Source organism: Rhizobium sp. PP-CC-3G-465 (genome assembly GCF_004343445.1).
GTDB classification, from domain to species: domain Bacteria; phylum Pseudomonadota; class Alphaproteobacteria; order Rhizobiales; family Rhizobiaceae; genus Ferranicluibacter; species Ferranicluibacter rubi.
The window spans coordinates 775,764-799,485 of record NZ_SLYH01000001.1; the positions used below are offsets into that span (position 1 = coordinate 775,764).

Genomic DNA, 23,722 nt, shown 5'->3' on the forward strand with positions numbered 1-23,722 from the left:
GCTAGAGGTCCGAAGAGGTCTGGCGCAGGGCTTCGCCCGCAATCATCGCCACCGACATGGCAAGGTTAAGCGAGCGCTGGCCCGCCACCATGGGAATGATGATGCGCGCATCCGCTGCTGCATGGACCGTGTCCGGCACGCCGGCGCTTTCTCGGCCGAAGAGCAGCGTATCTCCGGGCGCGAATGTGAACCGGGTGTAGGGCTGGGCCGCCTTGGTGCTCGCCAGCACCAGACGCCGGCCGTCGCGCTGGCGCGCGTCCTCGAACGAGAGCCAGTTCACGTGCCGCGCCAGCGTGACGGAGGCGATATAGTCGAGGCCGGCGCGCTTGAGGTTCCTGTCCGACAGGTCGAAGCCGGCGGGCTCGATGATATCGACGCCGAGGCCGAGGCACGCGGCAAGGCGCAGGATGGTGCCGGTGTTGCCGGCGATATCGGGCTGGTAGAGGGCGATGCGCAGCATGCGAGCCGGTTACGGCATCCGTGCCGAATTGGCAACAGCGGGAGCCGGTCTTCCGGCGCCGCGAAAAAAGCCGTCATGCGATCTGGTGCGGGCCTGAAAAATTCGTTAAGAGGTTGCCAGCGCCCACACGAACCGTACGGAGGATTGCATGGATATCTCAGTGACCGTCAACCTCCGGGTGACCTGGCTCCGATCCCCTCGGACCGCATCTCACCCCTGACCGGTTCGCGCCGCTTCTTTTCCGTTTCCGGATATTCCAGCGCCGCTCGCCAAGGTCTGATCGTGCTTTTCTCGGCATCGATCTCCGTGACGTCAGCCTGACGCCCATCGCGGCTTCGTTATCCCGAATGCGGACGCTTCCGCCTTCCCAATACCCTCTTTCTCGCCGCGATCCCTGGGGATGACCGTTTTCGGTCGTCATGGATCGCTCCGGAATCTCCTGTTTTTGGAGTCTGATCATGTTCGGCTGGTTTGAATCCCGCCTCGAAGCCTATCCGCAGGAGGAGCCGAAAGCGCCTCCGACAGGCCTGTTTGCCTTCTGCTGGCACTATTCCCGGCCGGCAGCCCCGTGGTTGTTCATCATGGCGTTCTGCGCAATGCTGATCGCCGTCGGCGAAGTCGCGCTGTTCCAGTTCCTCGGCAGCCTCGTCGACTGGCTGGCCGCGGCCGACCGCGCGACGTTCCTTCAGACGGAGGGAACGCGACTGATGGTCATGGGGGCGATCATCCTCATCGGCCTGCCGGGCATCGTCGCGCTGAACTCGATGGTCATGCACCAGATCCTGCTCGGCAACTACCCGATGATCGCGCGCTGGCAGATGCATCGCTATCTGCTGCGCCAAAGCATGACGTTCTTTGCGAACGAGTTCGCCGGGCGCGTCGCGACCAAGGTCATGCAGACCTCGCTTGCCGTTCGCGAAACGGTGATGAAGATCCTCGACGTCTTCGTCTATGTCGTCAGCTACTTCGTCTCGATGCTCGTCGTCGTTGCCGCGGCCGACTGGCGGCTGCTGGCGCCGCTCGTCGTCTGGATGGCCTGCTATATCGGCATCGTCGCCTATTTCGTGCCGCGCCTGCGCAAGATCTCGAAAGAGCAGGCCGATACGCGCTCGATGATGACCGGGCGGATCGTCGACAGCTACACCAATATCGCGACCGTCAAGCTGTTCTCGCATGCGGGCCGGGAAGAGGTCTATGCCAAAGACAGCATGGACGCGTTTCTCGGCACGGTGCACAAGCAGATGCGCAAGGTCACGCTGTTCCACGTGCTGGTCTACACCAACAACTGCATCGCGCTGTTTGCCATCGCGTCGCTCGGCATTCACCTGTGGATGACGAGCGATGTCTCGATCGGCTCGATCGCGATTGCCGTTTCGCTTGCCATGCGCATCAACGGCATGTCGCAATGGGTGATGTGGGAGGTTTCGGCGCTCTTTGAAAACATCGGCACCGTTTATGACGGCATGTCGATGATGACGAAGGCGCATGACATCGTCGATATTCCCGATGCCAAGGTGCTGGATGCGTCGCGCGGCGGGATCGTCTTCGATGCCATCGGCTTCGACTACGGCAAGCACAAACAGGTCATCGACCGGCTATCACTGTCGATCGCGCCGGGCGAAAAGGTCGGCCTGGTCGGCCGTTCGGGTGCGGGCAAGACGACGCTGATGAACGTGCTCCTGCGGTTCTACGACCTGAAATCGGGGCGGATCCTGATCGACGGGCAGGACATCGCCATGGTGACGCAGGACAGCCTGCGCCGCCAGATCGGCGTCGTGACGCAGGACACCTCGCTTCTCCACCGCTCCATTCGCGACAACATCGCCTATGGCCGCCCGGAGGCGACAGACGAGGAGATCATCGCGGCGGCCAAGCGGGCGAATGCCTGGGAGTTCATCGCTATCCTCGAGGACAATCAGGGCCGTAAGGGTCTCGATGCCCAGGTCGGCGAACGCGGCGTCAAGCTTTCCGGCGGCCAGCGGCAGCGGATCGCGATCGCGCGCGTGTTCCTGAAGGACGCGCCGATCCTGATCCTCGACGAGGCGACCTCGGCGCTGGATTCGGAGGTGGAGCAGGCTATTCAGGAAAACCTCTTCGCCCTGATGTCCGGCAAAACCGTCATCGCCATCGCCCACCGGCTCTCGACGCTGACGGAGATGGACCGGCTGGTCATCCTCGAACAGGGCGAGATCATCCAGACCGGAACCCATGCCGAGCTGGTGCAGGAGAAGGGGCTGTACGCGGATCTGTGGTCGCGGCAGTCCGGCGGGTTCCTGCAGGAGGATGGGGACGCGAAGGACGAGGCTGCGGAGTAGCCGCCTCGGGTCGTTCTTCTCATTGGGCTCGGTGGGTGGGGCTGCCCCTCACCCTAGCCCTCTCCCCGCGCGCGGGGAGAGGGGACGCGGTTGCGGCATTTGGCTATCCTTCCCACTCGTCGGCGAGGTGCTATGGCTCGCTTATGGTCTCTTCTCCCCGCATGCGGGGAGAAGATGCCGGCAGGCAGATGAGGGGCTGGCCGTATCAGGAAACATATCGTCTGATCATGGACGGAATTTAACGCGCCTCGGCAGCCCACGCGCATTGTCGTGACAAGCTCGGCGCGTATATTCCAGCCCATGTTCCTGCGCCCCATCTTCCGCTTCTTCGAAACCTGGATCCAGCCCTTCGCATATCGCGAGGCTTTGCAGCCGCCGCGGGGGCTTTTGGGGTTTATCTGGTTCTATATCGCCCAAGCCAAGGCGCCGTTCATTGCCATGCTGGTGCTCGGCGGCCTGAGTGCGGCGATCGAGGCGGCGCTGTTCTGGTTCGTCGGGCGGCTCGTGGATATCCTGGCGACGGTCGATCGGGCTGCCGGATGGGAGGGGTTGCTGGCGACGCATGGGCGGGAGCTGGTGGGGATGCTGCTCCTGATCGGCATCGTCCGGTTCGTCGTGACGCTGGTTATGGCGCTGGTCGATCAGCAGATCATTACCCCCGGTTTCTACAATCTGGTACGCTGGCAGTCCTACCTCCATGTCGCGCGGCAATCGGTGTCCTTCTTCCAGAACGATTTTTCCGGGCGCATCGTCACCAAGGTCTGGTCCGGGGGGCAAGCGGCGGGCGACGTGGTGACCTCGCTGATGGAGAGCGTCTGGTTCGTCGGGATCTATTCGGTCTCGACGCTGGTGCTGGTCGGACAGCTGGACCTCACGATGGCGGTGGTGGTGTTCGTCTGGCTGGTCATCTTCTCAGGCCTTGCACGCTATTTCGTGCCGCGCATCCGGGCGCATTCCAAGGAGACGGCGGAAGCGTCTTCAATGCTGTCGGGCCGCATGGTCGATGCTTATTCGAACATCCAGACGCTGAAGCTGTTCGGTCGCGACGAGGAAAACGACCGCTACATGCGCGACGGCTTCGACACCTTTCAGGCGACGACGCTGCGGTTTACCCGGTTCATCACCGGTGTGCGCGCCTCGATGGCGCTCCTGTCCGGTATCATGATCGTGACGATGGCAGCGCTTGCCGTGCACCTGTGGCTCGCCGGGGCGATCAGCGCCGGCGCCGTGGCGTTTACGCTGGCGCTGGTTCTGCGGCTGAATTTCCTGCTGTCGCGCATGATGGTGCAGTTCAACGGCATTATGCGCAATATCGGCACGATCCAGAACGCGGCCGACATGATCGCCCAGCCTATCGATCTCGTCGACAGGCCGCAGGCGCCCGATCTCGTGGTGCGCCAGCCGGGCATCGCGTTCGATGGGATCCGCTTCCACTACGGGCGCGAGAAGGGTGTTATCGACGATCTCTCGCTGACGATCCGGCCCGGTGAGAAAGTCGGTATCGTCGGGCGTTCGGGGGCCGGGAAATCGACGCTCGTCAACCTGCTACTGCGTTTCTACGATCTCGAAGGCGGGCGCATCACGATCGATGGGCAGGATATCGCCGGCGTGCGGCAGGAATCGCTGCGGGCGCAGATCGGCATGGTCAGCCAGGATACGTCGCTGCTGCACCGCTCCATTCGTGACAATATCCTCTTCGGACGGCCGGATGCCGACGACCAGGCGTTGCGGCTTGCCGCCGAACAGGCAGAGGCTCTGACCTTCATCGAGCGGCTGGAAGATCAGCGTGGGCGCACCGGCTTCGACGCGCATGTGGGCGAGCGCGGCATCAAGCTCTCGGGCGGGCAGCGCCAGCGTATCGCCATCGCCCGTGTCATGTTGAAGGACGCGCCGATCCTCGTTCTCGACGAGGCGACGTCCGCGCTCGATTCGGAGGTGGAAGCCGCCATCCAGGACAATCTCGACACGCTGATGAAGGGCAAGACCGTGCTGGCCATCGCGCACCGCCTTTCGACCATTGCAGCGCTCGACCGGCTGATCGTGATGGATGCCGGCGCGATCGTGCAGGACGGGACGCATGCGCAACTGCTCGCCGAGAAAGGGCTTTATGCCGAGCTCTGGTCGCGCCAGTCGGGTGGTTTTCTTGCCCGGGATGACGCCGCGCCGTAACCCATGCCGTTAGGGCGTGCGGAAAGCGAAGTCGGCGACGAGGCCGTAATGGTTGGAGCCGTAGTCCCGATCGAGACGCTTCACCGAGAGCGGCACGAGCGGCGGGCGGCTGTAGATGTGGTCGATCGCGACGCCGAAACCGGTATCGGCAAGCTGCACGGGCCATGTCGCCGGCTCGCGCGGCACGGTGCGCAGGCGCAGGTGGCGTAGCATATTCTGCATGTCGGGCGCGATGGTGCCGGAATTGAAGTCACCGGAGAGGATCAGCGGTTCCGTGGTGTTGCGCATGAAGGCAGAGAGGCGATCGAGTTCCTTCATGTGGTAGTTGTCGAAGAAGGGTTTCGACAGATGCGCTGCCACCATACGGAAGCTGCCGGCGGGCGCCGAGATGCGCGCTGACATCACCCTGTCCTTGCGCAGGTCGCTGAGGTCGCCGATGGAGACGTCAACCATTGGATGTTTCGAGAACATCAGGAGATCGCAGGTGGGGGTCCGCTCGCCACAGCCGAGCCGGTAGGGGTAGGCGGCTTCGAGCCGCTGCAACTGCATGAACAGCGGCGCCCCCTCCAGAACGACGGCGACATCCGCATTCGACGCCATCAGCATGTCGGCGACATCCGTCGCGCCCTCGAGATTTTCCGACAGCATGTTGAACGAGATGATCCTGAGGCTCGAGCCGGCGGCGAGGTCGGCTGCCGTCGCGTCGATGGCGAACTCGCGTTTCATGAGAACGGAGTGTCCGGCGAGGGCGAGGGACATGACCAGGAACAGAAGGCTCGTGCGGCTGCGGGTGACGACGAACGACGCGAGCATCACCATCGCGATCGCAAAAGCTGCGTGTGTCTGCATGCTGTTGAGCAGCAGCAGCGGCCACACTGTGCCGAGATAGCGAAGGGCGCAGAGGACGAGGCCGAGGCCTGCAAGGGTATTCAGGACAGTGGCAAGGGTCTTGCGCATGCAGGGGCTCTCTTCGCCGATCCGGATGGATGGTCGGTACCATGAAGATGGGAATGCTGCAATGCAGCATTAGCGCTGCGGCATGTTTGACGGCCGTCGAGGATTTTTGCTGGGTTCAGGCCGTATTTCCAAGCGTCGGGTGTTGCCGGTTCGGCATACCGGCAACACCCGCGACAAAGCGTCACGCTCTGACTTACGCAAGGCTGCCCTGCGGCATTTGCAAGGCTGGACATGCAAGTTTATCAAGCATAGAACCCGGGAATGGCTCGGGAATCCGGTGCAGCGTCGCGCTGCCTATGGACCGGGCGGGGAGGCCCGGGGGGAAGCGGGATTAAATTGCGGCGAGCCGGTCTCGCCTTATTGATTTGGCGCCGTTCTTTCGCTCAACTGCGGAAGGACAGAACCGGCGTCGGGGACGCGTGGCGGCTTTCGAGCTGCCGGGTTGAGAGGATGATGAGGCCGTGAGCGAACACCAGACAACAAGCGACACACCGAGCGAGCCGACACGGCGCGACTTCCTGTATCTGGCAACCGGCATGGCCGGTGCCGTCGGCGTTGCGGCGGTTGCCTGGCCGTTCATCGACCAGATGCGGCCGGATGCCTCGACGCTGGCGCTCGCCTCCATCGAGGTCGACGTGTCCAGCCTGCAGCCGGGCATGTCGCTGACGGCGAAATGGCGGGGCAAGCCGGTCTTCATCCGCAACCGGACGGAGAAGGAAGTGGAAGAGGCGAAAGCCGTCCAGCTCGCCGACCTCAAGGACCCGGTCGCGCGCAATGCAAATATCGCAGCCGACGCACAGGCGACCGATCTCGATCGCTCGGCCGGCGAGGGCAAGGAAAACTGGATCGTGATGATCGGCTCCTGCACCCATCTCGGCTGTGTTCCGCTTGGCCAGGCCGGCGATTTCGGCGGATGGTTCTGTCCCTGCCATGGCTCGCACTACGATACGGCGGGCCGCATTCGAAAGGGTCCGGCGCCGATGAACCTCGCCGTGCCCAACTTTGCGTTCACATCCGATACAGTCATCAAGATCGGTTGAGGGGGATTGCCGATATGAGTGGGGAACATTCAACCTATACGCCGACGACGGGACTGGAAAAGTGGGTGGACTCGCGGCTGCCGCTGCCGCGGCTGGTCCATGACAGCTTCATCTCCTATCCCGTTCCGCGCAACCTGAACTACGCCTATACCTTCGGCGCCATGCTGTCGGTGATGCTGATCATCCAGATCGCCACCGGCGTCGTGCTGGCCATGCATTATGCCGCCGACACCACCGTCGCGTTCAACTCGGTCGAGAAGATCATGCGCGACGTGAACCACGGTTGGTTGCTGCGCTACATGCATGCCAACGGTGCCTCGTTCTTCTTCATCGCCGTCTACCTGCATATCGGTCGCGGGCTTTATTATGGCTCCTACAAGGCGCCGCGCGAAATCCTCTGGATTCTCGGCGTGATCATCTACCTGCTGATGATGGCGGCGGGCTTCATGGGCTACGTGCTTCCCTGGGGACAGATGTCCTTCTGGGGTGCGACGGTCATCACCGGCTTCTTCTCCGCCTTCCCGCTCGTCGGCGAATGGATCCAGCAGTTCCTGCTCGGCGGCTTTGCCGTGGACCAGCCGACGCTGAACCGCTTCTTCTCGCTGCATTACCTGTTGCCCTTCATGATCGCCGGCGTCGTCGTGCTGCACATCTGGGCGCTGCATGTGACCGGCCAGACGAACCCGACCGGTGTCGAGGTGAAGACCAAGACCGACACGGTGCCGTTCACACCCTATGCGACGCTGAAGGACGCGCTCGGCGTGTCCGTCTTCCTGCTTGTCTATGCCTGGTTCGTCTTCTACATGCCGAACTATCTCGGGCATCCCGACAACTACGTTCCGGCCAACGCCCTGAAGACGCCGGCGCATATCGTGCCCGAATGGTACTACCTGCCGTTCTACGCCATGCTGCGTGCCATCACCTTCGACGTCGGACCGATCGACTCCAAGCTCGGTGGCGTTCTGGTCCTGTTCGGCTCGATCATCGTGCTGTTCTTCCTGCCCTGGCTCGACACGTCGAAGGTCCGCTCGGCGGTCTATCGTCCCTGGTACAAGCTGTTCTTCTGGATCTTCGTCGTCAACGCGATCCTGCTCGGCTGGCTCGGCTCGCGCCCGGCCGAAGGCGGTGGCCTCTTCACGCTTCTGTTCGGTGGCGAATTGAAGGGCAATTATGTCGGGTATTCGCAGATCGGAACGATCTATTATTTCGGCTTCTTCCTCGTGATCATGCCGCTGCTCGGCCTGTTCGAAACGCCAAGGCGCATTCCCAACTCCATCACCGAAGCGGTGCTGGAAAAGAAGGCCGGCCTGAAAACGCCGGTGGCTGCGTGATGTCGACAGAAGAGACCAAGGACCTCAACACGATGAAAAAGCTGATCACCGGCCTCTTCCTTGCGACCTTTCTTCTCGCCGGCGCCGTGGCGGCGCAGGAGAACGCGCCGCACGAGGGGACGACCGCGACCGAGGAGCACGGTGGGGGAACGCCCCATTTTCCGATCAAGAAGCCGTATGAGGAAGACTGGTCGTTTGCCGGCCCGTTCGGCCATTACGACAAGGGCCAGCTGCAGCGCGGCCTGAAGGTCTACACGGAAGTCTGTTCCGCCTGTCATTCCATGAACCTCGTCGCATTTCGCATGCTCGAGGAGCTTGGATATTCGGACGCTCAGGTAAAGACCTTTGCCGCAAATTACGAAGTGCAGGACGGGCCGAATGCCGAGGGTGAAATGTACACCCGCAAAGCCGTGGCGTCGGACCATTTCGTCTCGCCGTTCCCCAATGCCGAAGCCGCCGCTGCGGCCAATAACGGGGCGGCTCCGCCGGACTTCTCGCTGATCGCGAAGGCCCGTGGCATCGAACGCGGCTTCCCCACCTTCGTGTTCGACATTTTCACGCAATATCAGGAAGGCGGCCCGGACTATATCCATGCGCTGCTTAACGGCTACGAAGAGCCGCCGGCCGGCGTGGAGATCGCGCCGGGCACGCACTACAACCCCTACTTCGCCAATGCCGCGGCGCTTGCCATGGCCAAGCCGCTGACAGAGGGCCAGGTGACCTATGAAGACGGATCGCCGCAGACGGTGGAGCAATATTCCCGGGACATCTCGGCCTTCCTGATGTGGGCCGCAGAGCCGCACCTGGAACAACGCAAGCGCACGGGCTTCATGGTGCTGATCTTCCTGCTCATCTTCACCGGGTTGATCTATCTGACGAAGAAGTCAGTCTACGCCAGCAAAGAGCATTGAGCGGATCGGGGTTCGCCCCGACCGGGCTCGCGTTGAGCGACAGACGATATTCAACAAAAAATCCCGCAGGTTTGCGGGATTTTTTTATGGGCTGATGTCGATATCCGACCTTTAGGAGCGGATAGGACCGTTCACTCGCCTTACGACCAGAAGCGGCGGAAGGATGGGACGATGTCCGCCTCTACCTTGCGATAGCCGACGCCGTGGCCGATGAGGAAGCCGGCGAGACCGACGAGGCCGAGGAGAAGGACGGTCGAGGACGGGTGTTCGGTTGCCGTCTGGCGGACGGCGGCGGCCTCCGCCTTGACGACGTTCAGGGCCTTGGTTGCGGTTGGCTCGTGTTCGCGGTGGCCTTCGGGCAGGTCGAGATTTGTCATTGTCTTCTCCTTTGTCGTTCTTTGTGAATGCGGGTGAGCCTCCGCATTTCGGAGGCCGCCGCTTGTCACGTCACCGATTGTTCTCGACGTCGAGTTCGATCTGGCGGCGGGCGATCAGTTCGAGGGTTCGGTCGGGGGCGATCCGGTAGACCTCTTCCCACTCGCCGCCGCGATTGTCCCGGAAGCGGTGATTGAAGGTGCTGCCGATCGGGGACTTCATCAGCTTCGTGCGGGGCTGGCCGCCATAGATGATGCTGCCGGGGATAGGCTCGATCGGCTGCGCCGACGCCCCGATGGACGTACATGCCGTCAAACCCAAGAGGGCGGCGGAAACGGCGGCAATGGCCAGTCTGTTCATGCGGGTCACTTTCTCGACGTACCGGTTCGATGTGTTTTATGCCCAACGATCTTCCGGCCGTGATCGTTCCATGCGTCGTCCCTGCCGTCTGCGCTGGCGGATGCTTTCCCTGAAAACGTCGAAACCCGCCGCACGTTTTTCTCGTGCGGCGGGTTTCCAATGGGGGCCGTGGCCAGCCTTCGGTATGAAGAGCTTTAGCTGAAGCGGCCGGCGGCGTGGGCGAGCATGGTGTAGACCTTGCCCGTGTCCGAGGTCAGGTATGTCTGGGTGATCACCCGGTCTCGGTCGTTGCGGGCGACATCCGCGAGCAACTGTTCGAAATCGGCGATGTAGCGATCGACAGCGGTGCGGAATTCCGCTTCGCGGTCGTATTTCCGCTGGATCTCGTCGAAGGTCTGCTGGCCCTTCAGCGTGTAGAGGCGGCGCGTGAACACGTCGCGCTCTCCGCGCTGGTAACGGCGCCAGAGATCGACCGACGCGTCATGATCGATCGCACGGGCGATATCGACTGAGAGCGAGTTCAGCGATTCCATGACGTGGCGCGGGTTGCGGCTGTCGGTGCTGCGCGGGGCCTGTGTCGGGGAGGCCTGTGTTGCAGGGGCAGGTGCCGCCTCGGGCCGCAGACGGGCGGGCGCGATCTGCTGCGGCTCCTCCTCGCGGGAGGCACCGCGCAGGAGATCGCGCATCCATCCGGAACCGCCTTCGCGCATATCGTCCTCTGCGGCCGAGGCCGGGCGGAGCGGCGAGCGATCGGCAATGCTGACGCTGCCGCGCAGCGGGGTTTCGGCGGCGGCTGCGGGACGCTGTTGAGCGACGGGCTCCTGCGGCGGCCGCGCGGCTCTTTGCGGCTGAGCCGAAGGTGCGGCGGTCGGCGGAGCTTCCGTTTGAGGACGTGCGGCGGCCTGAGCAGTTGCCTGCGTCGGCTGGGGCTGGACGGACTGGGGCTGTGTCGGCTGAGGACGGGCCGCCTGCACCGGAGCCGTCTGGGCCGGAGCCGGTGCGGGTTGCGCAGCCGTCTCCTGCGGTGCCCGGGCCGCTGCCGGCGCTGGACGTGGCTGTGCCGGGGCTGCCGAGACCGGCGCCGGATGGCGTTGCGGCATGGGCGAGACTTCGGTCGTTACAACCGTCCGGGCCGGTGCCGCTTCCGCTGCGCGGGCGCCGAGCAGCGTGGTAGGGGCCGCCGGGTATGGCTGCTGGTACGGATTGCCTGCGGGTGCAGCGGCGACGGCTGCCGGAGCCGGGGCGTAAGAGGGCTGGGCCGGGGCATAGGCCGGCTGAGCGGCCTGCGTTGCCATGCGGCCGCGATGCGGTGTCGGCTCGCCGATTTCGAGCTGGCTGGAGGAGCGGCCGACGATGTCGGACAGTTCCTGCAGCGCCTTGATCTGCTCGGACACGGCGCGGCGCATGACGGCCGCATTTTCCTTGGCTTCTTCCGGCAGGTCAAAGGCACCGCGCTTCAGTTCGGCGCGTGTCATGTCGAGTTCGCGACGGATCTCCTCGCCGGAGCGGCGGATCTCGTCGGTGGCGCCGGCAAAGCGGGCGATGGCCTCGTCCACGGACTGGCGGATCTGCTCGCGCATCTTGTCGGACACCGCGTCGGACCGCTTGCCCGTCTCGTCGAGCAGGCCGTCGATCTCGGAGAGCGAGGCGCCGACACTGCCGCGCAGGCGGGCAGCAACCTCACCGGCGCGCTCTTCCGCACGGGCAAAGGTGCGATCGACGGAAGCGCCTGCCGTATCGGTTGCCGCGGCGATGGCGTCACGCATCGCCTCGCCGGCGGTGCGGGTACGGGTTTCCGCTTCGCCAAGCGTGCGATCGACATCGGAGATGGCGCGCTGGACGCCGTCGCGCAGGGTCCCTGCGACCTGGCCGGAGCGCTCTTCCGTGCGGGCCAGAAGCTGATCGACAGACTGTTCGGCATCCTGGCCGGCATGGGCCAGCGCATCGCGCATGGCGTTTGCCGCCGTCTGCGTGCGTTCTTCCGCATCTGTGAGGATGCGGCCGACATCGCTGAAGGAGGCCTGGATGCCGCTGCGCAGATTGCCGGCGATCTGGTTGGATCGATCCTCGGCGCGCTGGAACGAGCCTTCGACGAAGCCTTCCAGCGCCCGCATGGTGCGCTCGATGTCTTCCGAGCGGCTGACGAGGCCGATGGAGAGCGTGCGTAGGGCTTCCTGGCGCTCTTCGAGCGTGCCGGCAAGGTTGGACTGTGCGGCCGCCAGGAGATCGGAGGCCTGGCCGAGCATGCGCGAGTGATCCTCGAAGCGCCCGACGAGGCTGCCGACCTGTGAAAGCGTGCTGGACGAGATCGCGACCAGCCGGTCGGCCTTGCCTTCGAGAAGGCGGGTGGAGGCCGACAGCATGTCGGAGGTCCGCTCGGCGGTTTCCGAAAAGCGGTCGCCGGTGGCGTTCAGACGCTCGTCCATGGCGCCGAAGGTGCTTGTGGCTTCCTCGACCACGCCGGCAATGGCGGCGTTGCTCGTGGAGAGGCGTTCGATCAGCGCTTCCGCCGTCGATTGCAGGCGGTTCTCGACCATCTGGATTGCACGGGCGGTTTCCTCGGCGCGCTGCGAGATGGCACCGAGCTGTTCGCCGGTGCGGGCGGACAAAGCGGTGACGAGGGCGTCGTTTTCGGCGCGCAGGCGCTCGGCACCGTCGCGGGCGGCGGCGGTCAGGCGATCTGCGGCATCGCGGCCGGCGGCGACGTAGGTTTCCACGACCGGGCGGGCCTGCTCGTCGATGAGGCGCGACAGTTCGCTGGTGCGGCCGGACAGCATGGAGTTGAGATCGCGGGTGCGCTCGTCGAGCGTGGTGCGGATGGCCTCGCCGCGTGCTTCCAGCGCCTTTTCGACCTCGGAGAGGTTGCGCTGCAGCGCGTTGCCCTGCTCGGCGATGCGGTCTTGCGTTTCCGAAGCGCGGATAAGGGTCGCATCGGCGGCTTCGCCGACACTGCGGGCAAGTTCCGCGCTGCGCATGGCAGCCGTGGCCGCGGTGCGCTCGATGGCGTTCTGGAAGTCGGCCTGGCGCGCGGCCATGGCTTCCGCGAAGTCGCCACCGACCTTGGCCAGCGTGTCCGAGGACCGAACGGCTTCGGCGTCGATATCCTGCGTGGTGTCGGAAACGGCGCTGCGCAAGCTGCCGACGAGATGGGCCGCCTTGCCTTCGATCATGCGGCTGACATTGTCGAGGCCGACATTGAGGGCGCGATCCATGGTTCCGAGCCGCTCCTCGATGCGGCCTGTGCCGCGCTCCATGGTCGTTTCGATCCGGCTTGCCGCTTCGCTGCTGATCCGGTCGAGTTCGCCGGTGCGCGACGCCAGCGTCTCGGCGATGCGGGTGGCGGCTTCGCTGCTGATGCGGGCGATTTCTTCCGTGCGGCCGGCAAGGCTGCCGGAGATACGCTCGGCGGCGGTGCGGCTGGCATGGTCGAGTTCCGACACGCGCTCGGACAGGGTGCCGGCGATGCGGTTGCCGGCGTCATTCACTAGGGTGTCGACATTGCCGACGCTGTCGCGGATGCGGGTTTCGAGATGGCCGAGGCTCGCCTCGATGCGGGTGCCGGTTTCGTCGAAGCGGGTGTTGATGCCGGAGATCGAGGTGTCCATGCGCTCGGTGAGGCCATCGGCCGCACGGGTCAGTTCGGCCGTGGTATCACCGAGGCGCACGGCCACGCGGGCGGTGCTGTCGCGCAGGCGATTGTCGAGCGCTTCCGCGCTCTGGTCGATCGTGCGGGCGAGTGCTTCCTGGCGCTCTTCGAGCGTCATTTCCAGCATGCCGGCGCTGGCGGCGATCGTGGTGGCGATGGTGGCCGCCTGATCGTTCAGCATATCGGAGAGCTGGGTGGACCCATCGGCGACCGCGGTATTCAAGGCGTCGATGCGGGTGTCGAGCACGACACGCAGACGGTCTTCCGTCGTGGACATCGTCTGGTCGAGGCTGGCGGCGCGGGCCGACAGGGTCTGCTCGATGGCGCCGGCACGGGTGTCGATGGCGGCGGCGAGCTCGGCCGCGTGGGCGGAGAGGGCGCCGGCGATCTCGCCGCTGGCACCGGTCATGGTGCCGGCGATGGCATTGACGCGGCCGGTCATGTCCTCGGCGATGCCGGCAGTGCGGGCCGTGAGGTCGCGGTCGATCTCACCGATGCGGTCAGTCATCGTCTCGGCGATGGCGCTTGCGCGGAAGGAGAGCTGGTCGGCGATATCCTCGACGCGTGTGGCAAGCGTGTCGCCCATTTCGGACGCGCGGCCGACGAGGATGCGCGACAGGTCGTCCGTGCGTTCGGCAAGACGGTTGTCGAGGGCTGCGGTCTGGCCGGTGAGCGTTTCGTCGAGCGCACGGGCGTGATCGTCGATCATGCTGCCCAGGCGGACGGTGGTGCCGTCGAGCGCGCGCTCGATGCGGTCCGTGGCGCTGGAGAGCGAGCCTGAGAGGGTGGCTGCGCGCTGCTCGATGGAGCCGGTCGCATCGTTCAGCATGTCGCCGAGGCTGGACGCGCTGGTGGCGAGTAGGAAATCCAGGCGCTCGGTGGTGCCGTCGATGGCGTTTTCGATCGCCGCGGTCGAACCGGTGAGAACGTCGGACAGAGCCGATGTGCGGGTGGCGAGCATCTCGTCCATGTGGCCGGCCGTGCTAGAGACCGCTTTGTCGAGTTGGCGCGTCGCTTCCGACAGCGTGCTCTTGATGTTCGAGGCCCCGCGGACGAGAACCGCATTGATGTCGTCGGCATTGCCTTCGACGGCGCTCTCGATGGCGGAGGTAGTGGCGGCGAGTTCCCGGGCGCGGGCGGCAAGGACCGCATCGATGCGCTCGGCAGAGCCGGCGAGCGTGCCGTCCAGCATGGAGGTCGCGCCGGCCAGCGTCGCCGACAGGCCGGAGATGCCGCGGGCCAGCAGCGTGTCGAGCTGGTCTGTGGTGCCCTCGATGACGCTTTCGATGCCGGCCGTGGACGATGCGAGGACGCCGGAGAGGGACATGGTCCGCTCCGACAGGACCTCGTCGATCGCCCGTGTGGAACCGGAAAGGGTCGTGTCGAGCGCGCGGGTTGCCTGGTCGAGCGTCTGCGACAGGCTGGACGTGCGCTGCGCGAAGATCTGGTCGATCTGCTCAGAGGTGCCTTCGAGCGCGCTTTCGATGCCGGCGGTCGAGGAGGCGAGCACGCCGGAGAGCGTCATGGTGCGCTCGATCATGATCTCGTCGATGCGCTCGGCGGTGCCAGAGAAGGTGCCGTCCAGCGCACGGGTCGCGTCCGACAGGGCGCCGGTCAGCGTGGTGGTGCCGCGGGTGAGGACGCGGTCGATCTGTTCGGCGGTGCCTTCGACGGCGCTTTCGATGCCGGCGGTGGAGGAGGCCAGCACGCCCGAAAGCGACATTGTGCGCTCGACCATAATGTCTTCGATGCGTTCGGCAGTCCCGTCGAAGGTCCGGTCAAGCGTCCGCGTGGCTTCGGCAAGCTTGCCGGCGAGCGTGTCGGTGTTCGAGGAGAGCACCCGATCGATCTGCTCCGCCGCGCCGTCGACGGCGCTTTCGATGCCGGCAGTGGACGAGGCGAGGACGCCCGAAAGCGTCATGGTGCGCTCGACCATGATCTCATCGATGCGCTCGGCCGTGCCCGAGAAGGTGGTGTCGAGCGTGCGGGTGGCGCCCGAGAGTGCGCCGGTGAGGTTGTTGGTACCGCGTGTGAGGACGAGGTCGATCTGTTCGGCTGTGCCTTCGACGGCACTCTCGATGCCGGCTGTGGAGGAGGCGAGGACGCCGGAGAGCGTCATGGTGCGCTCGGTGAGAATCTCGTCGATGCGCTCGGCCGTGCCCGAGAAAGTATTGTCGAGCGTGCGGGTTGCTTCCGAGAGGGCGCCGGTGAGGTTGTTGGTGCCGCGTGTGAGGACGAGATCGATCTGCTCGGCTGTGCCTTCGACGGCGCTTTCGATGCCGGCGGTTGAGGAGGCGAGGACGCCGGAGAGCGTCATGGTCCGCTCGGTGAGGATCTCGTCGATGCGTTCGGCTGTGCCCGAGAAGGTGTTGTCGAGCGTGCGGGTGGCCTCCGACAGGGCGCCGGTGAGGTTGTTGGTGCCGCGGGTGAGGACGAGGTCGATCTGCTCGGCGGTGCCTTCGACGGCGCTTTCGATGCCGGCGGTGGAGGAGGCGAGGACGCCGGAGAGCGTCAAGGTGCGTTCGGTGAGGATCTCGTCGATACGCTCGGCTGTGCCCGAGAAGGTGTTGTCGAGATTGCGCGTGGCGTCGGCAAGGGTGCTGTTGAGGGCGCTCGTGCCGCGCGACAGGATCTGGTCGATCTGCTCGCTCGTGCCTTCGATCGCGGCCGTGGAGCCTGCGAGGACGCCGGCGAGGCGTGTGGTGCGCTCCGCCATGACCTCATCGATGCGTTCGGCCGTACCGGCGAAGGTGGTATCGATGGTGCGCGTTGCGCCCGACAACGTCTCCGACAGGGTCGCCGTGCCGCGGGTGAGCAGCGTATCGATCTGTTCCGTCGTGCCTTCGAACAGGCTTTCCATGCCAGCTGTCGTGCCGGCGAGGACGCCCGAGAGTTCGAGCGTGCGCTCGGTCAGCATGCTGTCGATCTGCTCGGCGGTGCCTTCGAGCGCCGCGGTGGAGCTGGCGAGCACGCCCGAAAGCGTCATGGTGCGTTCGCTGATGATGTCGTCGATGCGCTCGGCCGTGCCGGTGAAAGCGCCTTCGATGGTGCGGGCGGCATTCGACAGGGTGGCGTCCAGCGCGCCGGCGCGGTCGCTCATCAGGGTTTCGATGCGCGTCGCGTTGTTCGACAGCGTTTCGGTGATCGTCGCGGCACGGGCCGCCATGATGCCGTCGATCCGTTCGGCATTGCCTTCCAGCGCGCCGTCGAGCGCTTCGGTGCTGGCGGCCAGCATGACGGAGAGTTCCAGCGTGCGGTCGGAGAGCGTGTCGTCGAGACGCTGATGGCTGGTTGCGATGGTGCTCGCCAGATCGTCGGCGCGTGCGGTCAGCGAACCCTCGATCCGATCCTGTGCCGCATCGAGACCCTGGAGCAGGCCGCGGGCGCGGCTGTCGAGCGTTTCCTGCAGCCGCTGCTCGGCGCTGCCGATGGCGGTGGCGACATCGTCGCTGCGGGTGGCGAAAGCCTGCTCGATATTGCCGCGTGCCGTGTCGAGCGCGCCGAGAAGGCGCTCGCTGCGGCTGTCGAAGGCGTTCGACAGGCGGCGCTCCGTCGTTTCCAGAGCGGATGTGACGACGCCGGTGCGTTCGGTGAGCAGAGCGCCGATGCGGCTCTCGGAGGCGCCGAGCCCCTCCATAAGGGCGCCGGTGCGGGTGTCGAGCGTTTCGGCCAGGCGTGCCTGGGTGGTGCCGAGCGCGGTCTCGATACTGTCGGCGCGCACTGCGAAGTCGGACTCGATGCGGTCCTGCGCGGCGGTGAGGGCGCTCATCAGCGAGCCGGAACGGGCGGCGAGAACGGTGTCGATCCGCTCATGCGCCTGACCGATCACGCTGTCCATTTCGCCGGTGCGGGCGGAGATGCTTTCCTCGATCATCGCCTGCGAGGCGCCGAGGGTGGCAGCGATGGACAGCGACTGATCGCCGATGGCGGCCTGGAATTTCTCGAGACCGTCGTCCAGCAGGCGACCGAGCGTGTCGGAGCCCCCGGCCACGGACTGGTCGATGCGCGATAGGCTGTCGGCCATCTTCGCATCCAGCAGGCCGGCGCGGCGTTCGAAGGCGGTGGCAAAATCGTGGAAACGGCCGTCGAAGGCGGTGGCCAGCTGGCCGACCGTGCCCTGCAGCTTCTCCTCGAAGAATCCGGAGCGCAGGTCGAGATCCATAATGGCGTCGTCGGCCGCGGTCTTCAGGTTCTGGCGGAAGCTTGCGCCCTTTTCGTCCAGCGCGCCGTTCAGCGTGTTGAGGATGTCGTCGAGGCCGCCGGTGATGGCCTGCTGGCCGACGACGAGGCTCTCGTTCAGGTCGCGCGTCCGGGCGATCAGCGTCTCGTTCAGCTGGCGGGCGCGCTCATTCAGCGCGGCGTTCAGCTTCTCGGTGTTGCTGTCGAGTGTGGAGGCACGCGTCTCGAACTGTCCGAGAAGCTGCTGTCCGCGCTTGATAAGCGTGTGGTTCAGCGCTTCCAGGCGGGTATCGAACTCGCTGGTGATGTCGGCGCCGGCCGCGTTGAGGCCGCTGACGAGGGCATCGGTGCGGGTGCTGAGAAGCGTGCTGATCGACTGCGATGCAGCCTGCGACTTTTCCATCAGCGCGGCGGCGCGGGTTTCGATCAGCGAGGCCGCAGCCTCGCCCGAGGTCACGAGCCGCGTCTGCAGGTCTTCGCTGGCATTGGTCAGGTCGTCGCGCAGCTGGGCGTGGACGCCGGTGATGGAGGAGCGGATGCGCTCGGCATGGCCGACGATCGCTTCACGCTCCAGACCGAGTTCCTGCACGAGCGTGCGGACCCGCAGTTCGTTGTCGCTATAGCTGCGCTCGAGCGCGTTGACTTCGGAATGAACGAGGGTTTCCAGCTCGGTCGCGCGGGCGATCGTGCGCTCGATGCCTTCGTTCATGGCCGAGACTTCGCGGCGAACGGCCTGGCCGACGGTCATGATGCGGTCGGAGGCGGTGGTTTCCGGTTCTGCCAGACGCAGGGCGACCTCGGTCATCGAGCGGGCGGCATTCCGCATTTCCTGCGCGCGCGCCATCATGACGCCGAAGGCGAAGAAGAGCATGACCGGGAGGATGATGAAGATGGCGGCGACGATCGCACCGGGCAGGGCGGCAAGCGCTGCCAGCGAACGGATCTGCCAGATTTCCGGGCCGTAAAGCAGGTTGGCGATGCCGAGGCCCGCAACGATCCAGATCAGCGACAGGATGGCGGCGCCGCGCATTGCGGTCCGGGTGGAGCGGGCTTCGAGCGAGCGGAGCATGGCAGGCGCCGTGCGACGGCTGTCGTCGTTGGCGGGCGCGAAAGTCGGTGATTTCGCGCCTGGGGCTGCCGGAACCGGTTCCGGCGCGAGGCTGCGCGGCTGGGCGAGGGGATCGTCGACAGGCTGGGCGGCGCGGGGCTGGGCTGCCGGCTTCGGGGCGGCAGCCGGCTGGGCAGGCTTCGCGCTCCCTGCTGTGCGGGACGGGGACGCCGCGGCCTGCGGCTTCGGCGCCGTGCGGCCGGCTTCCGGCGGTGTCTCGTTGAGCGCGGACTTCAGTTCGTCGAAATCGATCCTCAAAGCGTCTTCGAGCGCTTGGAAGGCCTTGTCGTCGATCGACTCGTTGCTCTTGTTCGTCGCCATGCAGATACGCCTCGTTACCGAACTTTCCGTCTCGACATCGCGCAGCTGTCATGGCTGCCGACAATGCCGGATCGGGGGTGAGGACAGTTCCTGCGCATTGGATGCACGCAATACAATGACCGCACCAATTTCATACCGCGACCGGTGATGCTTTTTCCCATGGTCGAACAGCCATGGGAAGGGCCTCCCGGAGGGATGCCGGGCCCTTTGCGGAAACCGATATCCTGTAACGTATCGTAGTGACACATCCGGGGTAGTCTTACAATTAACGCCCTGGGGCATTCGTTAAAATGCTAACAAGTTCTTAACGGAATTCAGCCCCGGTAAGGCGCGAAGGCCCTGCAATGCCGGATGTTTTCGTTCGTTAACCATACTTGACAAAAGCCGCCCTGATTGCGCCCGGTTTTCATCTGATAGCAGCCCGGCTGCTGTGAAATCCACAGGAGACGGCAGTGCGGCGACAGGCCGGGTGCGTAGGGCTTCAGGCTCGACGCCACCGAGACCTTCACATCCCGCATCGCCACCCGGATTCCGAGCCCGCGGGATGTCCCGCAACGAGCCGGCAGCGTTGGAAAACAGAATAAGGAAAACGTGCATGGCCGCCCTCAATATCGCCTTCGACAGTCCCGAAACGGCACTGGGCCATCTTCACTCCCGCGGACGCCCCATTGACCTCGTCCACCTCGCAAACCAGACGATGGGCGACAAGGTGCTGGAGCTCGAAGTGCTGCAGATCTTCGCGCGCCAGTCGCGTCAGATCGTCAAGGAACTGCTGGTCGAAGATGCACAGGTCCGCAAGGCCGCCGCGCATCGGCTGAAGGGTGCGGCACTGGCCGTCGGCGCCTTCACGGTTGCCCATGTCGCAGCGTCCGTCGAAGAGCGGCCGGAGGATTCCGAAATCCTCGCCGCCCTCTCGTCCGCCGTCCTCGATACCGAAATCTTCATTCTCAAGCTCTGCCGGTAGCGGCGAGCGGCACACGCCCGTCCGCGACGCTGGATCGCGGCGGCATCCTTCGGAAAGCAGGCAAATCGACCTGTTTTCTTGACGGCTCGCCTGAAACAGTGTGAGAAAAACGGGCACCCCCTTTTTGCGGGCGTCGTGCCCGTTGGCATCGGCGGTCCCGCGCATCGAGCATCCGAGACCGCGCCATCATGACAAAACTCAGCATCATCGCCTTCGACGGCACCCGCCACGAGCTGGAGGTCCAGACCGGATCGACCGTCATGGAAAATGCGGTTCGCAATTCCGTGCCCGGCATCGAGGCGGAATGCGGCGGCGCCTGTGCCTGTGCCACCTGTCATGTCTATATCGACGACGCGTGGACGGCCGCCGTCGGCGCGCCGGAGGCGATGGAAGAGGACATGCTGGACTTCGCCTACGACGTCCGTCCGACCTCGCGGCTGAGCTGTCAGATCAAGATGAGCGACGCGCTGGACGGCCTCGTCGTTCATGTACCGGAACGTCAGGCCTGATCGATTGACGTCATTGTCGCCTAAAAAAAGCCCCGCCTGTCACAGGGACAAGCGGGGCCAGGAGGGCGCATCGCACGCAGAATGAGGGAGGGATCATCTGCGGCAACAGGACACGCCAGGAGAACAACAGGGCAGGGGCAAGCGTATCCGGTCGCCACGCGATCCGGTTCCGGACAGGTCCTTGCAAATATCGTCAGGGTCTTCAAGCCGGAAACACGACGGCCTCGATGCACATCCCGGTGGCATCGGCTTTGGAAGCTTCGTTTCTTCTTGGCTTCCGATGTTTAGACTATAGCCGAACTTGGCGCCGGCCACTATCGCTAGAAATCATCAATGAGTTGTTGCGGGTCTCAGCGCGTCCCGGACTCGGCCGGCTTTGCCATGCGCTCCAGGCGGTACTGGAGCAGGCGCACCATGCGCAGGTCGAAATTGGCGGCCTCGCGACGGTCGAAGGCAGCCTGGTCCTTGTCGTGCGCGGCAATCGCGTCTTCGCTGGCGCGGGCGACGCGGGCCTGCATCCGCTCGCAATCCACCTCCGGCGGCAGGGAGAGGAAGGTCTTTTCCATGTCGCGCGCGTGGTTGCGTGCGATCTCGGCGTGGCGCTCCTCGTGGCGCTTGATGTCGCTCGACAGCGTGTCCCAGACGAGTCCGAGATCGCGGCCGGCGGTGTTGCGGTTCTTCCAGCGCGGCAGGATGAGCTTGGTATTGAGCGTCACGCGGGCGCTGCCGACGGAGCAGAGACGTCCGCGACGGACATAGCTCACCGTTCCCCCGAACTTGATGCGGGTGGCGCCGGGATGGCGCGCGCCGGTTTCGCGCATCTGCGGGCCCTGCGACGAGAGCGCCGCGTCGAGTTCCGCCGCGGTACGGCCGCCGACGGAGAAATAGGTGATCGTCTTGTTCATCACCGTTTCCGCCCCGGCCGTCAGAGGCTCGGTGATCATGAGGAGGGCCGCCAGCGAGACGAGAAGGAATTTGCGGGCCGTGGTCATGGATAAGCTGTCTCGACGGTTGATGTCGCCTAAAGCTTGGGGCATAGGCTGGGCAAGCGCAACTGGAAATGCCCGCCGCCTTGAAACAAGGTTAGCGCTGCAACCCCACAAGGTCGGCCGTTTCGCCGAGATCCGTCATGGTTGATTCCCTCGATGCCGCCGATCCCTTTGCCGCCGTCGAATGGTCGCTGGCGCACGGTCGCAGCCTGACGCTCGGCCCGCGCGGCGTGCTCATGGCGATCCTCAATGTGACACCCGATTCCTTCTCGGATGGCGGCAGCTTTCTCGATGTCGACGCGGCGCTCGAGCATGCGCAGGCCTGTCTGGCACATGGCGCCGGAATTCTCGACATCGGCGGCGAATCGACACGCCCGGGCGCCGATGCGGTTTCGGCAGCGCAGGAGCAGGATCGTGTTCTCCCCGTCATCGAGCGGCTAGCGCGCGAGACAGATGCCTTGATCTCCATCGACACCTATCGCGCAGAAACGGCGCGGCTGGCGCTGGCCGCCGGTGCGCATATCGTCAACGACGTGCACGGCCTCCAGCGGGAGCCGGATATCGCCGCCATCGTGGCGCAGGCGCGCGCCGGCGTCTGCATCATGCATACCGGGCGCGGGCGCGTGAAGGCTGAGGATGTGATCGCGGATCAGCGGCTGTTCTTCGCCCGGTCGCTGGAGATCGCGGCGGATGCCGGGATTGCCGCGGATGCCATCGTGCTCGATCCGGGTTTCGGCTTTGCCAAGGAGGCTTCCGAAAGCTGGGCGCTGATGGCGCGGTTGGGTGAGTTGCATGGCCTTGGACACAGACTGTTGATCGGCACGTCGCGAAAACGGTTCCTTGGTGCGGCCACCGGCCGGGAAGCGGCTGAGCGGGACGTTGCGACGGCGGCGACCACGGTGGCGGCGCGGCTGGCCGGCGGCGCGATATTTCGCGTCCACGATGTCGCTTTCAACAGGGACGCCCTGATGGTCGCGGATGCTATACTGGCGGCACGACCCTCACGCATTTAAACGTTCTCAGCGGCACCGGCGACGCGCCGCGGCTGCGACTATCGGCAGGAGATCCCGATATGACGCCGACCTATACGATCACGCTCAAGAATTGCGCCTTCTTCGCGCGGCACGGCGTTCATGACGAGGAGGAGTTTCTCGGGCAGCGATTCTTCGTGGATGCGGAACTGGTGGTCGAGCAGGGGTCGGCGCTGCGCGAGGACCGGATCGAGGATACGGTGCATTACGGGATCGCCTTTGCCGAGATCGAGAAGATCATCACCGGCCGCCGTCGCTATCTCATCGAGGCGCTGGCGCTGGAGATCGCCGAGATGCTGTGCGCGCGCTGGCCGCAGATCCATCGGGCGAAGATTTCCATCCGCAAGCCGAACGCACCGGTGCCGGGCGTGCTGGATTACGTCGCGGTGACCGTCGAGCATGTCGCCAAGCCATGAGCAGGATCGATGACGCCGTATGGCACCAGGCGGCCATCGGGCTCGGTGGGAATATCGGCGATGCCGCCGCTGCCATCGCGGAAGCGCTGGTGCGGCTCGATGCGCATGCCGATGTGACGGTCCTGGCCGTTTCCAGCCTCTACCGCACGCCGCCCTGGGGCAAGACGGATCAGGACTGGTTCTTCAATGCCTGCGCGGTGGTGCAAACGACGCTGGAACCGGTGGCGCTGCTTGAGGCGTGTCTCGACGTGGAAAAAGCCATGAAGCGGCAGCGGCTGGAGCGCTGGGGGCCGCGCACGATCGATCTCGATGTGCTGACCTATGACAGGATCGCGATGGAAACGGTGGCGCTGACGCTGCCGCATCCGCGCATGACGGAGCGGGGCTTCGTGTTGCTGCCGCTGGCCGAAATCCTGCCCGACCATATCGTCGCGGGGCGGAGCGTCGCCCAGTGGGCGGAAACGGCCGATGCGGCGGGTATCGAGATGGTTGACGGGCGCGAAGACTGGTGGCGCGATCGGACGGCGACCGTCTGAGGTGACATGAATCGGGCAGGGCGCGCAGATACGCCTGCCCGATAGAATCTCTTTGCTATGATCGCATTGTCCGACGGCGAAGCGGAGACGCTTCGCCTGGAAATG

General features: G+C 65.0%; 16 protein-coding genes. 10 read left to right on the forward strand and 6 right to left on the reverse strand.

Translation table 11 applies throughout. The features are described from left to right. Nucleotide 1: 1 nt before the first annotated feature. Nucleotides 2-460 (reverse strand): tRNA (cytidine(34)-2'-O)-methyltransferase, encoded by a 459-nt coding sequence (locus tag C8J33_RS03540; protein ID WP_132663155.1) that lies wholly within the window; start codon nucleotides 458-460, stop codon nucleotides 2-4. Between the two features lie 458 nt (nucleotides 461-918). Between C8J33_RS03540 and C8J33_RS03545 the strand changes: the two genes are divergently transcribed. Together C8J33_RS03545 and C8J33_RS03555 are read left to right on the forward strand one after the other, a co-directional pair. Next, the gene (locus tag C8J33_RS03545) at nucleotides 919-2,775 is read left to right on the forward strand and encodes an ABC transporter ATP-binding protein (RefSeq protein WP_132447363.1); all 1,857 of its coding nucleotides are present in this window, start codon (nucleotides 919-921) and stop codon (nucleotides 2,773-2,775) included. Nucleotides 2,776-3,075: 300 nt separating this feature from the next. After that, entirely contained in the window at nucleotides 3,076-4,944 is a 1,869-nt protein-coding gene (locus C8J33_RS03555; RefSeq protein WP_132663157.1) for an ABC transporter ATP-binding protein, read from the forward strand. A gap of 9 nt (nucleotides 4,945-4,953) precedes the next feature. Here C8J33_RS03555 and C8J33_RS03560 read toward each other — a convergent pair whose 3' ends face one another. Then, nucleotides 4,954-5,901 (reverse strand): endonuclease/exonuclease/phosphatase family protein, encoded by a 948-nt coding sequence (locus tag C8J33_RS03560; RefSeq protein ID WP_132663158.1) that lies wholly within the window; start codon nucleotides 5,899-5,901, stop codon nucleotides 4,954-4,956. A gap of 461 nt (nucleotides 5,902-6,362) precedes the next feature. On the opposite strand from C8J33_RS03560, the gene petA reads away from it, so the two are divergent. Genes petA through C8J33_RS03575 form a run of 3 tightly spaced genes read left to right on the forward strand, consistent with a single transcriptional unit; the run spans nucleotide 6,363 to nucleotide 9,183 of the window. Continuing rightward, a complete protein-coding gene (gene petA / locus C8J33_RS03565; RefSeq protein WP_092933972.1) occupies nucleotides 6,363-6,941 on the forward strand; it encodes a ubiquinol-cytochrome c reductase iron-sulfur subunit in 579 nt (192 codons plus the stop codon). Between the two features lie 14 nt (nucleotides 6,942-6,955). Next, nucleotides 6,956-8,272 (forward strand): cytochrome b, encoded by a 1,317-nt coding sequence (locus C8J33_RS03570; protein WP_110799003.1) that lies wholly within the window; start codon nucleotides 6,956-6,958, stop codon nucleotides 8,270-8,272. Nucleotides 8,273-8,304: 32 nt separating this feature from the next. Continuing rightward, nucleotides 8,305-9,183, forward strand: a complete 879-nt coding sequence (locus C8J33_RS03575) for a cytochrome c1 (protein WP_132664437.1) — start codon at nucleotides 8,305-8,307, stop codon at nucleotides 9,181-9,183. 140 nt (nucleotides 9,184-9,323) lie between these two features. On the opposite strand, the gene C8J33_RS03580 is transcribed toward C8J33_RS03575, so the two are convergent. The 3 genes from C8J33_RS03580 to C8J33_RS03590 form a co-directional block, all read right to left on the reverse strand. Further along, on the reverse strand, nucleotides 9,324-9,560 hold the full coding sequence (locus C8J33_RS03580; RefSeq protein WP_132663159.1) for a hypothetical protein: 237 nt from the start codon (nucleotides 9,558-9,560) through the stop codon (nucleotides 9,324-9,326). Nucleotides 9,561-9,630: 70 nt separating this feature from the next. Next, nucleotides 9,631-9,918: a hypothetical protein gene (locus tag C8J33_RS03585; protein ID WP_132663160.1), complete on the reverse strand. Its 288-nt coding sequence runs from the start codon at nucleotides 9,916-9,918 to the stop codon at nucleotides 9,631-9,633. A gap of 194 nt (nucleotides 9,919-10,112) precedes the next feature. Further along, nucleotides 10,113-19,172 carry a hypothetical protein gene (locus tag C8J33_RS03590; RefSeq protein WP_132663161.1) on the reverse strand — a complete coding sequence of 3,020 codons (9,060 nt, stop codon included), beginning with the start codon at nucleotides 19,170-19,172 and terminating at the stop codon, nucleotides 10,113-10,115. A gap of 595 nt (nucleotides 19,173-19,767) precedes the next feature. Here C8J33_RS03590 and C8J33_RS03595 point away from each other — a divergent pair. Both C8J33_RS03595 and C8J33_RS03600 read left to right on the forward strand, forming a co-directional pair. Further along, nucleotides 19,768-20,136 (forward strand): Hpt domain-containing protein, encoded by a 369-nt coding sequence (locus C8J33_RS03595; RefSeq protein ID WP_132663162.1) that lies wholly within the window; start codon nucleotides 19,768-19,770, stop codon nucleotides 20,134-20,136. Between the two features lie 188 nt (nucleotides 20,137-20,324). Further along, nucleotides 20,325-20,645, forward strand: a complete 321-nt coding sequence (locus C8J33_RS03600; RefSeq protein WP_110798998.1) for a 2Fe-2S iron-sulfur cluster-binding protein — start codon at nucleotides 20,325-20,327, stop codon at nucleotides 20,643-20,645. Nucleotides 20,646-20,995: 350 nt separating this feature from the next. Here the strand turns inward: C8J33_RS03600 and C8J33_RS03605 are convergent, their stop codons facing one another. Continuing rightward, nucleotides 20,996-21,637 carry a DUF922 domain-containing Zn-dependent protease gene (locus C8J33_RS03605; protein WP_132663163.1) on the reverse strand — a complete coding sequence of 214 codons (642 nt, stop codon included), beginning with the start codon at nucleotides 21,635-21,637 and terminating at the stop codon, nucleotides 20,996-20,998. A 137-nt stretch (nucleotides 21,638-21,774) separates the two neighbouring features. On the opposite strand from C8J33_RS03605, the gene folP reads away from it, so the two are divergent. From folP to folK, 3 genes are read left to right on the forward strand one after another with little or no spacing between them, the layout of a single operon-like run. Beyond that, nucleotides 21,775-22,647: a dihydropteroate synthase gene (gene folP, locus C8J33_RS03610; protein ID WP_132663164.1), complete on the forward strand. Its 873-nt coding sequence runs from the start codon at nucleotides 21,775-21,777 to the stop codon at nucleotides 22,645-22,647. Nucleotides 22,648-22,706: 59 nt separating this feature from the next. Continuing rightward, a complete protein-coding gene (gene folB, locus C8J33_RS03615) occupies nucleotides 22,707-23,081 on the forward strand; it encodes a dihydroneopterin aldolase (protein WP_092983924.1) in 375 nt (124 codons plus the stop codon). After that, complete coding sequence (folK, locus tag C8J33_RS03620; protein ID WP_132663165.1) at nucleotides 23,078-23,617, forward strand: 2-amino-4-hydroxy-6-hydroxymethyldihydropteridine diphosphokinase; 540 nt, start codon at nucleotides 23,078-23,080, stop codon at nucleotides 23,615-23,617. The genes folB and folK overlap by 4 nt, the downstream gene beginning before the upstream one ends. The last annotated feature ends 105 nt before the right edge of the window (nucleotides 23,618-23,722 follow it).